Here is a 15,083-nt window from a genome sequence, read left to right on the forward strand (position 1 = left end):
CTTACGAAAGGATGAAAAAATTGATTAAAGGTCTTATTTTTGACTTAGATGGTGTTATTGTTGATACAGCCAAATATCACTATTTTGCTTGGAAAAAACTTGCCGAAGAGCTTAACTTTGATTTTGATGAGAATCAAAATGAAGCCTTAAAAGGTGTCAGTCGTATGCAAGCACTCGAATTATTATTAAACTTTGGAAGTATCCAGGCAAATCAAGAAGAAAAAACGTTATGGGCAAATCGCAAAAATAGATATTATCAACAGTGCTTAAGCAATCTTTCTCAAAATGATTTATTGCCCGGAGTACTCAATTTTTTAATTAAAGCAAAAGAAAGAAAATACAAAATAGCCTTGGCTTCTTCTAGTAAAAACGCCAAGACTATTCTATATCATCTTAACCTTGAAAACTATTTTGATTACATTGCCGATGGGAATATGGTTCAAGAGTCAAAACCTGATCCAGAAATATTTCTATTAGCTTCTGACGGTATTCAATGCTCACCAAACAGTTGCCTTGTTTTTGAAGACGCATTATCAGGTATTCAAGCTGCTAAGAGTGCTGGCATGTTAGTAATAGGAGTAGGCAAATCTACTGTGTTAACTACTGCAGATTTGGTTATCTCTGGCTTTAATAATTTCAAGCTCAATGAAGCAGAAGCTTATTTCAATAATGACTCTTCTGTTTCTGGATGAAAAAAGTGCATTTTATCTTTTCTAGGATTAATGATAACTGTATCGTTCACTGCAACTTTTACAGATGGCTCTACCCTTGCTACTATAGATTGGTTCTGTTTAATGTTTAAGAAAAGATATGTTTCTGACCCTAGCATTTCAGTCACTTCCACTAAAGCCTGATTGCTATCATTCTCAGTATCATCGTTTTCTTTCGATGCTTTCACAACTACCTCTAAATGTTCCGGCCTTATACCAAGAATAACTTTCTTTTCCGATTGCTTTAGCGATCTAATAACCGCTGCTTTTTCATTTTGCAGCATCACTTTACCACCATGGTATTGAAAATACAAATCTCCACTTTCTTCAACAAACTCACCTTCAATAAAATTCATTTGTGGCGATCCAATAAAACCAGCAACAAACATATTTTTAGGATTGTCATACAAATTAGTAGGCGTATCAACTTGCATTACATACCCATCCTTTAATACAACAATCCTCGTACCCATTGTCATAGCTTCTGTTTGATCATGAGTCACATAAATGAAAGTAGTTTTTAACTTTTGGTGAAGCTTACTAATTTCTGCCCTGGTCTGCACTCGAAGTTTTGCGTCCAAATTGGATAAGGGTTCATCCATCAAAAAAACCTGAGGATCTCTAACGATTGCTCTTCCAAGCGCAATGCGCTGTCGTTGTCCACCCGATAACTCTCTTGGTTTTCTATCCAGCAAGTTTTCCAAACCCAGAATTTCAGCCGCATATTGCACACTCTTATCAATTTCATCCTTTGGTACATTCCTAAGCTTAAGACCAAAAGCCATATTCTCATAGTTAGTCATATGAGGATACAAAGCATAGTTTTGAAAAACCATGGCAATATCTCTGTCTTTCGGAGACACATTATTCACCAAACGATCTCCAATATATAATTCACCACTACTTATTTCTTCCAATCCAGCAATCATTCGTAAAGCTGTTGATTTTCCACAACCTGACGGACCAACAAAAACAACAAACTCATTGTCAGTTATCTCCAAATTCATATCATGTACGGCATGAAAGCCATTAGGGTATATTTTATTCACATTTTCAAGTTTTAGTCCTGCCATTTTTTACCCACCTCTTTTCATCGTTTTAATCGTTTTTTTTGCCGTCAATGTAAAAGGTATGCCTTCATGAAGAATATCAATACCTTCCCCTTCTAACAATTCATACTTTGTTTCTTTTTTCGATACCCTTACTTTAATTCTATTATTCAGGAATGCTAGTTGAAACTCAAAAGCATTCCATGATTCTGGTATTCTGGGAAAAAAACTGATTTTATTTTCCCAAGTTCTCATTCCAGCAAAACCATTTACAATACACATCCATGCCCCGCCCATAGCTGCAGCGTGAATACCTTGATGCGTATTATCATGAAGATTGTCGAGATCCATGCGAATATTATTTAAGAATAATGTTTCCGCTTTATTCATTTCTCCTATTTCAGCATAGAGAATACTAAAAATACTTGTGGATAAAGATGAATCATGAGTGGTTATGGAATCATAATAGTGAGTATTCGTAGTTTTTTCTTCAATTGTAAAGTGCTTATGCACCAAAAACATTGCCAATACTAAGTCAGCTTGCTTGCATACTTGATGCCGATATATTTCAAGTGGATGATAGTGAAGTAGTAATGGATAATGCTCCGCAGGAGTAGTGTGAAAGTTCCATTTTTCCTTTTCCAAAAAATGTTCATCTTGAGGGACTATTCCTTCTTCATTCTTTGATGGAAAAAACATATTTTCGCTAGCCTTTTTCCACTTATACTCTTCTTTTTCGTCCAATTCAATTTTTTCTGCTAGTTTCTTATATACGCCAGGTGCTTTTTTCTTTAATCTTTGATTATAGCAATACGCAAAGTTTAGATGCTCACTTGCCATAAGATTAGTAAAATAGTTATTATGAACCATTGCCGTATATTCATCAGGCCCGGTAACCGTATTAATAACAAACTTCCCGTTTTTCACAGGAGAAAAATGACCAATATACATCCATATTCGAGCTGTTTCCATAAGAATTTCTGCACCATAATGATGCATAAAATCCTCATCACCCGTAGCTTCCCAATACTTCTTAATAGAATAGGCTATATCTGCATTGAGGTGGTATTGTGCCGTACCCGCCGGATAATAAGATGAACATTCTTCTCCAGCGATGGTTCGCCAAGGATAAAGAGCTCCTTTTTTTCTGTATAAAGTCCTTGCTCTCTCGCGCGCTTTCGGTAAAATATAATAACGATATTCTAACAACTTTCTAGCCTTAGCTGGAGAAGTATATAAAAAGAAAGGCATAATGTATATTTCTGTATCCCAAAAGTAATGCCCTTGATAACCTTCTCCTGTTAATCCTTTTGCTGAAACATTCGTTTTCCCATCACAACCTGTAGACTGAAGCAAATGAAATAAGTTAAACCGAACTCCCTGCTGTTGTTTTTCATTTCCATCTATTATCACATCATTTTTCTTCCAAAATATTTGCAGCCACTCTTCCTGCTCTTTCTTCAAAAGTTCCCATTGACTACTCTCTTGACTTAACTGCTGACTTTTCCACAATTGGACCACTTCATCTTTTTTTTGCGAGGGTCCATGAGCGTAAAATAATTCTTTTTCCAACTCAATATCCATAAACCTTCTTGCCTGAATTTTATACGTAAAGTCTATGCTTCTATCAGTAGCACTTTGCGTTGCTTCATAATGACAGCAAGTTTGTAATCTATTTTTCATTGCGCATAATAGAATCAAGTCAGAATAAATGGTTTTCTGTAAAAACATTGCATCTTCTTGATCATAATAGGAATCAAGAGTTGCAAGTGATTCTTCCTTTATATTGGCACCAAAACGTGGATCTGCTCCCGATTCCTGATTTTTTACATATCCGTCCAACTTTGATCTAATGGTTATTTCACCATCAAAATCTAATGGAGTTAAGCTTATTTTCAACATCGCTTTGTTAGGGCACCAAAAGGAAACTAACCTCTCCCACTTCATTTGTAATGTTTTTCCCTTGGGTGATTTCCAAGTTACCATGCGAATCAAAAGGCCAGTACGGAAGTCTAGCTCCCGTCCGTAAGCCATTATTTGACCCGATTCAAAATTGAAAGCTTCTCCATCTAAATCTATGCTTACCTTTTTTCCATCTGGTACATTTAGCATCGTTTCCGAGTGTGTAGCATAGCCAAAGGCATTTTCATCATAATGAATGGGCGTTCTTTCATAAAATCCATTGAGATACGTCCCTTCCATAGAAAATGATTCTGAACTTCTATAACCCTCTTCAAAAGTTCCTCGAAATCCCAAGTAACCATTAGCTTGTGAAAACAAAGTTTCTTTTAATGCATTAAATTCTTTAGGGTATTTCTTTTCTATTAATTTCCAAGGGTGTATTTCTTCGCGATCCCAAATTTCATTACTCGAAGTTTTCATAAATCCAATGCCTCCGTTAATAGTTTCTTGAATATGTAAACTGTCCGAAAAATCGTCGGACAGTCAATTGTATCCCTATTGATAGTTATTCAATATCAAAACCAGTAATATCTTGTAAGTCTAATTCAAGCTCTTCCAAAGCAGTTGCTGCATCCGTATTTCCGTTTAATACATTATGCACAGCACGGAAAAAGGCAGTAGATACAGCATTGTAGTTAGGTGCACTAGCTGTCGAAGGTCTGGCTACAGCATTAATAAACACATCGTATAAGCTTCCAAAGAAAGGCGCTGCTTCTAATACATCCTCATCTTCATATAAATCCATTATGGTTGGATTAAGAGATCCATCAACTGCCCTCATTTTTTGCATATCATAAGATGCCATAAAAAGAGCTACATCAGCAGCTACATCAGGATTTTCACTATACTTACTGACAGCTAACTGCCATCCCCCTAGTGTAGCGGCAGGTTCTCCGTTAGTCCCAGCTGGTAGTGGGCTCACATCGAAGATATCTTTAACAGCACTGTCATCTTCTTGCCCTAAGCTATAAGCATATGGCCAATTTCTCATAAATGCGGCGTTTCCACCTTGCCAAATTGCACGGGCATCCTCTTCTGCCATCCCCGTCACACCTTCCGGAGATATTGTCCCTACCCAAGTAGCTGCCATATCAATTATTTCAGCAGCATTCTCATTATTAACGGTTATAACGCCTTCTGGACTAATAATTGTTCCTCCATTGTTAGATGCAATCCATTCAAGAGCATTGCAAGTCAAACCTTCGTAAGCATCTCCTTGCCACACATAACCAACAAAATCTTGATTTCCTTCGTCTCTTTCTCCCTGCTGAATTGTCTGTGCCTGCTCAACCAATTCTTCCCAAGTTTCTGGAGGAGCAAAATCATATTTTTCTAGCAAATCAGTCCGATAATACAGTAATCCTGCATCTGTGAACCAAGGAATAGCAACTAGTCTTCCGTTCACTGTATTATTCTCAACAATAGCAGGAAAATGATCTTCTACAACAGCATCCGCACCATATTCATAAAGGTCAACAAAATGTTCTTCTAAGTCTCCGGGCCAAATAACATCAATTTGATAAATATCTACTTCTGCACTTTGAGCCTCAAAAAACTGTAGATATAGCCCTAAACGATCTTGAGCAAGATCCGGGGTATCTAATACGTTTACAATAACATTAGGATTATCATCCATATACATTTCTGCAGCTAGTTGTGTTAGTTCTAATTCCTGGCCTACAGCTCCTGCTGCAACAGTAATAACTACTTCTTCTTCTGAAGGTTCTGTAATTGTTTCTTCTGAAACTTCCTCAACTGCATCCTCTTCAGCCGGAGATCCACAACCAGCTAACAAACTAAAGACTAACAATACTACCAACAGCATACAAAATAGATTTTTTCTCTTTCTCATTATTCTTCCCCCTTCTAATTTTTCATTACTTCATTACTAGCTAAGCTTCCATTATTACTAATAAGTGACTAAAAAGCATCCCCCCTTTTCAACAGTTTTTGAATTTTTAAGGTTCTTCAGATTTATCCTTTCACCGCACCTGCTGTCAAGCCAGCTACGATGCGACGCTGGAACACTAGTACTAAAATAACAATAGGAACCGTAACTAGAACAGCCGCTGCCATAATCTCTCCGAAAGGTTCCTGTCTAGCTACAGCGCCGGTAAAATAAGCAATTGCTACAGGTACTGTTCTTGCGGTGGGCTCAATAGAGGTAAATGTCAATGCAAATAAGTATTCATTCCACGCAGCTATAAAAGCTAATAGTCCTGTAGTTACTAAGGCGGGAGCTGTTAAGGGCAGCATTATTTTATAAAAGGTTTGAAAAGGAGTAGCTCCGTCTACTTGTGCAGATTCCAGAAGTGCTACAGGAAGACCACGAAAAAAGGAAGTCAATACCCATGTAGTAAAAGGTAGTGTAAAGATCATATAGGATAAGATCAGACTGATTAACGCTGGAAGCGACAGAGCCCTTATTACTGCATAAAGTCCTGCTAACACTGTTACTTGCGGAAACATAGTCATTGCTAAAATAAGGTAAAGCGTTGGTTTCTTACCCCTAAACCGTAGTTTACCCAGAGCAAACGCAGCGAAAGAGCCAGCAACCAAGGCCAGGGCTGTGGTAGAAAAAGCAATAATAGTGCTATTTACTATCCCTCGGATAAACTGTTGATTGTCAAATACCACTCGATAGTTTTGTAATGTTGGTGATATCTCTCCCGTTGCCGGATCTCTCGGCACCATGGTTGCGGGTGTCATTTGCAATTGAGCTTCTGTTTTAAGAGAAGAGTTGATCGCCCAATAAAACGGAAACAGTAAATAAATGAATATAATCATTAAAATAAAGTAAAACCCTATTTTGAGTATTCGTTGACGAACAGTTTTATGAGGTTTCATCCATCTCAACTCCTAACGATTTAATATAGATGATAGCAAACCCAAAGATAATAATAAAAATAATTACTCCAATTGCCGATGCTAATCCCATATTACGATTCCCAATAAGCTGGAAGTAATTATAAGTTGCCATCGAATACTGACTCTGACCCAATAGCACTTGAAAAACGTCAAAAACACGCAATGCATCTAAAGTTCTAAAAATCAGCGCTACAGCCATGGCTGGTTTTAGAAGCGGAAATGTAATGCTTAAAAACTGCTTTACCGGACCAGCACCATCGATGGAAGCCGCTTCATAAAGCTCTTCAGGAATCGTCTGCAATCCTGCTAAAAGAAGTAACGCCATAAACGGAGTCGTTTTCCAGACATCTACCGCTATCATCGCCGGTAATTGAAATGAACTGTTTGATAAAAAAGCAATATTGTTTTCAATTAAATCAAATCGATCCAAAAGCATGTTAAACATGCCTGTACGATTAGGCGCCAGCATCCACTCCCACATCCTGGCTGATACAACTGTTATTACAGCCCATGGAATAAGCATAGCCGTACGAGTGATCCCTTTGCCTTTAAAGTTACTATTAACTACTAAAGCAATTCCTAGCCCCAGAATCAATTCTAAAAAAACGGAAATAACCGTAAAAACAACCGTATTTTTAATTGCCTCTATAAAATCCACGTCTGTTGCACCTAAAACATACCGATTCCCCATAATGGTGAATGTTCTATATTCTCTATATCGAATCGGTTCCCTTGGCAGTACATCTATTGGCCTTTCATAGACAAAATCACCAGTTTCATTATCAAGAATAGGATGGTTTGTCGTTTCATCAATTACTGGCTCCAATTTTTGTACTGTCACGCTTAATAAGCGTCGATAGTTATCAAAACCAATGAATTCTGTTTCTTGACCACTAGCAAATTGCCGGTCAGTTAAACTGGTATAAAAAACCTGCCCCAATGGATAAATAGCTATCACAAGAAGAATGATTAACGCTGGTAACAGTAGTTTATAGGCTGTCAATTCTTCTCTTTTTGCCAGATCGGACCTTTTATTGTTTTTCAACCATCTCCCTCCTTTCTATCCACATAGTAGCTCTTAATGAAATTTTCCATTTCTTTTTTCGGATGCTGAAGCCATGATTGATAATGAGTGAGATCTATTTTTTTATCATTTGCTTTATTTTGCTTTTCTACTTCATTGATCTCTTTTTTATCGATTAGAATATTTGCAATAACTTCTTCGTAAGTATTAGCGGTTGATTGCCACGTAAAACGTTCAGCTACCCTCTTAAGACCTTGTTTATGAAAGTAGCTCCATTTTTCAGAATCCTTGACTAAATCCAATAGGTTTTCAGATATTTGGGTAGAACTTTCTGGATCCACCAGTACCCCAAATGATTCTAAACCTTCTTTTAGAATTTCCCGCCCCCCTCCATTCGATGTCACGACAACAGGTAGCCCGCAAGCCATCGCTTCAATTGTTGCGAGTCCAAACGGTTCATACAGCGAAGTTAAACAAAAGACACCACCATCACTTGCTAGTGCTCTATAGCAAGAAGCTAGTTCTTTCTGACTGAACAATTGTATAAAAGCTACTTTGCCTCCCAAATGATAGCGTTGAATCATATCAAGTATTTTTTTCATCTCTAATTGCTCTTCTTCTTTTAATTCACTAAAATCATTATAAGGATTTTCAGTTCCCCTCACAGCGATTAATAGATTCGCCCTTTCTTGTAGTTTAGCATTACTTGCAAAAGCCATGATCAATCCACTAACGTTCTTTTTAGGATCTAGTCGGCTTGAAGAAATAATAAAAGGCAGATTCCTACGATGTTTGCTTAAGTCCCTGGATCTGATTTTGTTTAATTTTTCAGAAAGTTCTTTCTTGTAATAAAAATAGCTTTGATTTACTCCTGGAGGAGCTACTATAAATTTTTTAATATCTTTTTCAAATAGATCACTGTATAGTCCATGCTGATACTGTTTGGTTTTTTCCTGCGAAGTGCTAACAAAACGAACCGATGCTTCCTTCATAGCCAATCGCTCAGCATGAATACGGGTTGCAAAAGAATAGTATCGGATCAACTCATCAAACTTAGATTCTGTCATCCCAACTTTATCCATTTTCTGTGCACCAAGTGAATGAGCTGTAAATGAAAACGGTATATCCGTTATTTCATTTAGCATTACCCCTGCAATACCACCATCTCCATAATGAGTAGTAATAAAATCTGGCCAATCATTCGTACTATAAAAGAATCTAATAATTCCCTCGACATATTCTATCAAAAATGGCCAAAGTAGCTCTTTTCGTAAAAAAACATCCCCTCCGAAAGGTATTCGGATTATTCGCACTCCTGTATCTGGGTAAACTTCTTCTTTTGCTTCAAATTCTGGCCATTGAGGATCTATGATCATTCTTGTAAATATATCAACCTCATGCCCCTTGTTCCTTAAGGCATTTGCAAGTTCTTTTACATATACCAATTGCCCACCAAAATCTGGATGTTCTGTCCAGTAACTATCCTTAATATCAAAGTTACCTTGTGGATTTAAAAAAGCTATTCGCATAAATGATCCTCCCTATTTTTTCTCCCTATTGGCTTCTTATTATTAACATTCCTTTGGCAACGGTAAATCTGTTATAGCTCCTACATGCTCTAGTTTATGAGCTGCAATCTGACTTCCATGGTCCAACGCTTTATGTAAATCGTTTTTCATTAATAATGAAGCCATAAATCCAGCCCAGAAAGCATCGCCAGCACCAGTAGTATCTATAACGGTTTTTGCATACGAAGGTACATTTATTCGTTTTCCCGAATGATAAGCGGTTAACCCTTTTGCACCTTTGGTGAGAATAATTGTCATTTCATTTTTTTCACTTAACTCCATAAAAACATCCTCTATCATAGAGCCTTGAATATTCCAAATATTCAAGGCATCATCCTCAGAAGGTTTTATAATATCCACCAGCGGTAATACGTATTCTTGAATCCATTTAGCACCATCATGATTTATTTCCCATAAGTTTTTCCGGTAATTCGGATCAAAGGTAATCAGCTTTTTCTGAAACCTGGCGTATTGAAGTAGATCCATTGTCACAGCCCTTATTTGCGGCATCGAAAGTGCCCAAGCAGTAAAATGAAAAATTTTACATTGATCAATTAACTGATAGTTAGTATCTTTATCTTTTAGACAGTAATCAGCATTTCGAACCGCAAAATAATGTGGACTTTCTAAACTTTTAGTAACAAAAATCATAGAAGTTGCTTCTTCAACTTTTTGCAAACCTTCTATATTTACATTTCGAGTCTTAAGGAATTCCTGAATAAACTCCCCAAACTCATCGTTGCCCACACTACCAATAATAGCCGTTTTAAGACCCATACCTGATAGATTAACAGCGATATTTCCAGGCGATCCCCCAAAGGTCTTTTGAAAGTGAACAGCCGATTTCAATTCTGTTACGTAATCTTCAGAGATAAAATCAATTAGCAATTCTCCTACCGTTAGAACATCTAAACTAGCTTCATTTAGGAAAGTTTTTTTATTTATATTCATTTGTTATTCCTCCAAAACAGGAGATTTTAAGGTGCTTTTTCGAAAAATGATTGAATGTGGTAATACAATATTTTTTTCTGTTACGTTAATTCCTTCTATTTTAGCAATCAACATTTCGCCTGCCGTTTTCCCTATCTCTATAATGGGTTGACGAATTGTTGTAATGGAAGGGTTATAATACATTGCAATAGGAACATCATCAAAACCAGAAACTTCAACATTTTCCGGTATTCTAAGTCCATGGTCTATCAAGGCTTTGATAGCTCCAATTGCCATCAAGTCGCTTGTCGCAACAATAGCCGTTGCTCTATATCCCTCATTCAAAAATCGTTTGACTGCTTTATATGCACTATCTATTTTAAAAGTGCTTCTGAGAACCAAATGCTCTCTCAAAGGAATATGATACATTTTTAAAGCATCCTGATATCCCTTAAATCTTTCATAGCCTGATGTTCTATCTGTTAATGGCGCTCTGATAATTGCAATTTGACGATGACCCCGTTTAAGAAAAAAGCTGGTTATTTCTTTTGCGGCCTGATAATTGTTGATATCTACGCTAAAGCTGCGCAAATCATTGCATTTGCGATTAACAAAAGTAACAGGTAATTTGTTTTCACTAAAAAACCGCTTATGTGCCTCTGTCACTTTTGATGTCATAAATACAATCCCATCAACATATTTCTCGCGAAGCATTCGCAAATGCTCCACTTCTTTTTCATGACTGTGAAAGGTATGACATAATACAATATGATATTGATGTTCTTGTACTACGCATTCTATCCCACGAACAATTTCTGCAAAAAAAGAATTAGTTATATCTGGTATCAAAACTCCAATAAAACCTGTTCTTTTCTGAACCAATCCTCTTGCCACCGGATTTGGTTTGAACTGCAACTCTTCGATCGCCCTAAGAACCTTTTCTTTCTTATCTTGATTTACCGGTTTGGATTCATTGATTACCCGAGAAACGGTTGCTTTAGAGACGCCTGCCAACTTTGCCACTTCATTAATCGTTAATTTCATTACCACCAGTTCCTTTCGGGAAATCGGTTTCCTTACAATAATTATAGTGCCTCTTCAAATATTTGTCAAAGAATTTTATTTTTTTCTGAATAATCTGACCCAACTCTTATCTTCCAAGGAATCTAGACTGTTTAATAACAGTTCATTGAGGTATAATAATCACAATAACTTTTACAAGGAGAGATCATATGGATCAAAAAGTGGAATGTACGTGGGTAGATAATTTGGTGTTTGATGCAAATTTAGATGGTCATCATGTTATTATGGATGCAAGTCCCGAAGTTGGTGGCGAAGATAAGGGAGCCCGCCCAAAACCCCTCTTATTAGCAAGTCTAGCGGGTTGCACCGGTATTGATGTGGTTTCAATTCTAAAAAAGATGCGTGTAGATTTTGAAGGCTTTCGAATGGAAGTGACTGCTAATTTAACAGAAGAACATCCCAAAATATATGATAAAATGTTAGTCACCTACTATTTCAAAGGAAAAAATCTTCCGATGGATAAACTGGAAAAAGCTGTTCAACTTTCCGAAGAAAAATATTGTGGTGTTTCGGCAATGTTGAAAAAAGCTGGACTAATTGAATATAAGATTATTATTGAATAAAGAAAACATTTATTGATAAAACAGGAGGGAATCTTATGCATACAAAATTATTTATTCCCGGACCGGTGGATGTTGCACCGGATGTGCTGGAAAAAATGGGAACTCCCATGATTGGCCACCGAACCAAGGCTGCCAGCAATTTACAGCGAAGTATTTCTGAAAAAATGCAGAAGGTGATGTTTACAAATAGACCGATTCTACTATCCACTTCTTCCGGCACCGGTTTAATGGAAGGCTCCATTCGATCCTGTACCAGAAAGCGGGCAGCGGTTTTCTCAGTAGGTGCCTTTGGCAAACGCTGGCATGAAATTGCAGAAGCCAACGGTGTCCCCGCAGACCTGTTTGAATCAGAAACAGGAGCACCTACAACGCCGGAAATGGTAGAAGATGCCTTGGCTACTGGCAAGTATGATTTGGTTACGATAACCCATAACGAAACTTCGACTGGTATAATGAACCCGGTGGAAGCCATCGCGGAAGTCATTAAGAAATATCCTGATGTGGTTTTCGCCTTGGATACAGTAAGCTCAATGGCTGGCACCAAGATTGAAGTGGATCGGTTAGGTGTGGATCTTTGCATTACTTCCACCCAGAAAGCCCTTGGCCTTCCGCCAGGACTGGCTATTTGCTCTATCTCAGAAAAAGCAATTGAAGCAGCCAGGCAGGTTCCTAATAGAGGGTATTATCTCGATCTCCTGACACTTTACGAATATATTCAAAAGAAAGACCATCAATATCCATCCACTCCCTCTTTATCTCATATGTTTGCTCTGAATTATCAGCTAGATCGTATTTTGGAAGAAGGATTGGAAAACCGCTTTCAACGTCATCTGAAGATGGCACAATACACTCGCCGTTGGGCCAAGGAACAGTTTGAATTGTTCCCAAAGGAAGCTTATGCTTCCAATACCCTGACCACTGTCAAGAATACAAAAGGACTCAGCGTGGCTGATTTGAATAAAAAGTTAGGGAAACGAGGTTACTCCATTTCCAATGGCTATGGGTCTTTAAAGGAAAAAACGTTCCGAATAGCTCATATGGCCGATACTACATTAGAGGAGCTAAAGACACTCTTGAAAGAAATTGACGATATTATCAAATAAAATCGACATGACCGGGAGGTAGTTTCATGAGTATGAAAGAGAAAATGAAAGTACTAATTGCTGACGATATTGCACCAAGTGCTGTAAAACTATTACAGGAAGCATGCTACGAAGTCGATACAAATACCTACAGTCCAGAAGAATTGAAAAAAAAGCTGGGTCACTATCATGTATTAATAGTGCGTTCCGCCACCAAAGTTCGTAAAGACCTGATTGATGCCGTTGAAGGTTCTAACTTAGAATTGATTGTTCGAGCAGGTGTCGGACTGGACAATATTGATGTAGGTTATGCTAAGTCGAAAGGCATTGAAGTGAAAAACACACCTAATTCCAGCATTGGATCAGTAGCAGAACTGGTGCTGGGCCATATGCTATCTCTGTCGCGAAACCTACATCGATCCAATGTCACCCTGCGTAAGGGGTCCTGGCCTAAAAAAGAATACAAAGGGACAGAATTATTTAACAGCACCTTAGGTATTATCGGCTACGGCAGGATTGGACGGGCAGTAGGCGATAAAGCCAAAGCCCTTGGCATGAAGGTTCAGTTTTATGAAATCTATGATGTGCAGAATGCTGATAAAGACATCAAACAAGTAGATATGGATATGTTGCTATCCACCTCTGATTTCATCACTTTACACGTACCCGCATTGCCTGGAAAATCTCCTATACTTGGAGAAGCAGAATTTCAAAAAATGAAAAAAGGTGTCTATATCATTAATTGTGCCAGAGGCGGCGTCCTCTCCGAGAAAGCACTCTTAAAAGCCATTGATGATGGCATTGTAGCTGGTGCAGGTCTTGATGTATTTGAAAAAGAACCGCCGGAATGTAAGGCGTTGCTTGAAAGTGAAAGAATTTCCCTATCACCACATATCGGCGCTAACACCTTTGAAGCTCAAGAACGAATCGGTAATGAACTGGTTGAAATTCTTCTGGATTTATGCGAAAGGAGACATTCATAAAATGGAAATAAGACCTTTTAAGGCACTTCGTCCAGCTCCCAACTTAGCATCTAAAGTAGCATGCTTGCCCTATGATGTCATGAACACGGAAGAAGCAGCTAAAATGACAGAAGGAAACCCTTACAGTTTTTTACATGTTATCCGATCAGAAATTGATCTACCACAAGTATCCAACCAGTACGATCAACAGGTTTATGAAAAAGCACAGAAAAACCTTCATAACATGGTTAAAAACCAGATACTGATTCAAGATCAAACACCATCTTTTTACTTATATCGACAATGCATGAACGGACGCCAGCAGCTAGGAATTGTTGCCTGCCATTCGATTGATGATTATGAAAATGGTTTGATAAAAAAACATGAATTTACACGTCCAGAGAAAGAAAACGATCGAATCCGTCATTTCGACCAATGTGATGCCCACACAGAACCGGTTTTCTTAACGTATCGGAGTGAAGCGAACTTTACCGGGCTGATCCGGCAATACGCTGCAGAACATGAACCGGTGTATGATTTTGCTACAGAGGATGAAATTCAGCATACACTGTGGATTGTCAGTAATAGCGAATGGGTTCAAAAGATAGCTGATACTTTCCAAAAGAACGTTGAAGTCCTTTACATTGCCGACGGTCATCACCGTACTGCTTCTGCCGCTAAGATTGGTTTTAAGCGACGTAAAGAGAATCCTGATCTTGATACCAATGACGAAAGTCAGTTTCTGATGGCCGTTTCTTTTCCGCAGGAAGACCTGTACTGCATGGAATACAATCGAGTAGTGAAGGATTTAAATGGCATGTCGGTGGATGAGCTACTAGCTAGAGTCTCACAGCATTTTGAATGCGAACCAGTGAATAAGCCCTACCAGCCAAAAGAAAAACATGAGTTTGGCATGCTGTTGAATAACCATTGGTACCGTCTAGTTGCAAAATCTCACACTTTTTCAGAAAACGATGTGATTCAGCAACTTGATGTTTCTATTTTACAAAATTATTTACTTCAGCCTATTTTGGGAATAATGGATCCCCGAACAGATAAGCGCATCGACTTTGTAGGCGGTATCCGAGGAATTGAAGAGTTGGAGCGAAGAGTTCAAAACGATATGAAGCTTGCTTTTTCCATGTTTCCCACCACCATCGAAGATCTATTGCAAGTAGCGGACGAAGATAAGATTATGCCTCCGAAATCCACTTGGTTTGAACCAAAGCTAAGGAGCGGAATTTTTCTACATCCATTTAAGGAGTATTAGGAAAGGAGCCAT

The 15,083-nt window shown here is 38.0% G+C and carries 13 protein-coding genes; 5 read left to right on the forward strand and 8 right to left on the reverse strand.

Going from position 1 to position 15,083, the window contains the following annotated elements; genetic code table 11:
• Window positions 1-20: 20 nt before the first annotated feature.
• Window positions 21-692: a beta-phosphoglucomutase gene (gene pgmB / locus BLV55_RS00115; RefSeq protein ID WP_093309653.1), complete on the forward strand. Its 672-nt coding sequence runs from the start codon at window positions 21-23 to the stop codon at window positions 690-692.
• On the opposite strand, the gene BLV55_RS00120 is transcribed toward pgmB, so the two are convergent.
• From BLV55_RS00120 to BLV55_RS00155, 8 genes are all read right to left on the reverse strand, one after another.
• Entirely contained in the window at window positions 659-1,783 is a 1,125-nt protein-coding gene (locus BLV55_RS00120; protein ID WP_093309656.1) for an ABC transporter ATP-binding protein, read from the reverse strand. The two genes, pgmB and BLV55_RS00120, sit on opposite strands and share 34 nt — an antisense overlap.
• A 3-nt stretch (window positions 1,784-1,786) precedes the next feature.
• Window positions 1,787-4,141, reverse strand: a complete 2,355-nt coding sequence (locus BLV55_RS00125) for a glycoside hydrolase family 65 protein (RefSeq protein WP_093309658.1) — start codon at window positions 4,139-4,141, stop codon at window positions 1,787-1,789.
• Window positions 4,142-4,226: 85 nt separating this feature from the next.
• Window positions 4,227-5,573 (reverse strand): ABC transporter substrate-binding protein, encoded by a 1,347-nt coding sequence (locus BLV55_RS00130; RefSeq protein WP_093309660.1) that lies wholly within the window; start codon window positions 5,571-5,573, stop codon window positions 4,227-4,229.
• A 122-nt stretch (window positions 5,574-5,695) separates the two neighbouring features.
• Window positions 5,696-6,568 (reverse strand): carbohydrate ABC transporter permease, encoded by an 873-nt coding sequence (locus BLV55_RS00135; protein ID WP_093309663.1) that lies wholly within the window; start codon window positions 6,566-6,568, stop codon window positions 5,696-5,698.
• Entirely contained in the window at window positions 6,555-7,634 is a 1,080-nt protein-coding gene (locus tag BLV55_RS00140) for a carbohydrate ABC transporter permease (RefSeq protein ID WP_093309665.1), read from the reverse strand. Before BLV55_RS00140 ends, BLV55_RS00135 begins: the two co-directional genes overlap by 14 nt.
• Complete coding sequence (locus BLV55_RS00145; protein ID WP_093309668.1) at window positions 7,631-9,142, reverse strand: glycosyltransferase; 1,512 nt, start codon at window positions 9,140-9,142, stop codon at window positions 7,631-7,633. The genes BLV55_RS00140 and BLV55_RS00145 overlap by 4 nt, the downstream gene beginning before the upstream one ends.
• Window positions 9,143-9,184: 42 nt before the next feature.
• The gene (locus BLV55_RS00150) at window positions 9,185-10,132 is read right to left on the reverse strand and encodes a carbohydrate kinase family protein (RefSeq protein WP_093309670.1); all 948 of its coding nucleotides are present in this window, start codon (window positions 10,130-10,132) and stop codon (window positions 9,185-9,187) included.
• A 3-nt stretch (window positions 10,133-10,135) separates the two neighbouring features.
• On the reverse strand, window positions 10,136-11,155 hold the full coding sequence (locus BLV55_RS00155; RefSeq protein WP_093309674.1) for a LacI family DNA-binding transcriptional regulator: 1,020 nt from the start codon (window positions 11,153-11,155) through the stop codon (window positions 10,136-10,138).
• A 188-nt stretch (window positions 11,156-11,343) separates the two neighbouring features.
• Here BLV55_RS00155 and BLV55_RS00160 point away from each other — a divergent pair, with 188 nt between their 5' ends.
• From BLV55_RS00160 to BLV55_RS00175, 4 genes are read left to right on the forward strand one after another with little or no spacing between them, the layout of a single operon-like run.
• A complete protein-coding gene (locus BLV55_RS00160) occupies window positions 11,344-11,757 on the forward strand; it encodes an OsmC family protein (RefSeq protein ID WP_093309675.1) in 414 nt (137 codons plus the stop codon).
• A 35-nt stretch (window positions 11,758-11,792) separates the two neighbouring features.
• The gene (locus BLV55_RS00165) at window positions 11,793-12,860 is read left to right on the forward strand and encodes a pyridoxal-phosphate-dependent aminotransferase family protein (RefSeq protein ID WP_093309678.1); all 1,068 of its coding nucleotides are present in this window, start codon (window positions 11,793-11,795) and stop codon (window positions 12,858-12,860) included.
• 26 nt (window positions 12,861-12,886) lie between these two features.
• Window positions 12,887-13,822 carry a D-2-hydroxyacid dehydrogenase gene (locus tag BLV55_RS00170; RefSeq protein WP_330386542.1) on the forward strand — a complete coding sequence of 312 codons (936 nt, stop codon included), beginning with the start codon at window positions 12,887-12,889 and terminating at the stop codon, window positions 13,820-13,822.
• 1 nt (window position 13,823) lies between these two features.
• Window positions 13,824-15,071 (forward strand): DUF1015 domain-containing protein, encoded by a 1,248-nt coding sequence (locus tag BLV55_RS00175; RefSeq protein WP_093309680.1) that lies wholly within the window; start codon window positions 13,824-13,826, stop codon window positions 15,069-15,071.
• Window positions 15,072-15,083: the final 12 nt, after the last annotated feature.

The sequence above is a fragment of the Tindallia californiensis genome (genome assembly GCF_900107405.1).
Classification (GTDB): Bacteria; Bacillota; Clostridia; order Peptostreptococcales; family Tindalliaceae; genus Tindallia; species Tindallia californiensis.

Excerpts from the sequence above, each read along its gene's own strand:
- BLV55_RS00130 (WP_093309660.1), bottom strand. The coding sequence starts at position 5,573 with ATGAGAAAGAGAAAAAATCTATTTTGTATGCTGTTGGTAGTATTGTTA.
- BLV55_RS00170 (WP_330386542.1), top strand. The coding sequence starts at position 12,887 with ATGAGTATGAAAGAGAAAATGAAAGTACTAATTGCTGACGATATTGCA.
- BLV55_RS00165 (WP_093309678.1), top strand. The coding sequence starts at position 11,793 with ATGCATACAAAATTATTTATTCCCGGACCGGTGGATGTTGCACCGGAT.
- BLV55_RS00155 (WP_093309674.1), bottom strand. The coding sequence starts at position 11,155 with ATGAAATTAACGATTAATGAAGTGGCAAAGTTGGCAGGCGTCTCTAAA.
- BLV55_RS00150 (WP_093309670.1), bottom strand. The coding sequence starts at position 10,132 with ATGAATATAAATAAAAAAACTTTCCTAAATGAAGCTAGTTTAGATGTT.
- BLV55_RS00125 (WP_093309658.1), bottom strand. The coding sequence starts at position 4,141 with ATGAAAACTTCGAGTAATGAAATTTGGGATCGCGAAGAAATACACCCT.
- BLV55_RS00160 (WP_093309675.1), top strand. The coding sequence starts at position 11,344 with ATGGATCAAAAAGTGGAATGTACGTGGGTAGATAATTTGGTGTTTGAT.
- BLV55_RS00175 (WP_093309680.1), top strand. The coding sequence starts at position 13,824 with ATGGAAATAAGACCTTTTAAGGCACTTCGTCCAGCTCCCAACTTAGCA.
- BLV55_RS00135 (WP_093309663.1), bottom strand. The coding sequence starts at position 6,568 with ATGAAACCTCATAAAACTGTTCGTCAACGAATACTCAAAATAGGGTTT.
- BLV55_RS00145 (WP_093309668.1), bottom strand. The coding sequence starts at position 9,142 with ATGCGAATAGCTTTTTTAAATCCACAAGGTAACTTTGATATTAAGGAT.
- BLV55_RS00120 (WP_093309656.1), bottom strand. The coding sequence starts at position 1,783 with ATGGCAGGACTAAAACTTGAAAATGTGAATAAAATATACCCTAATGGC.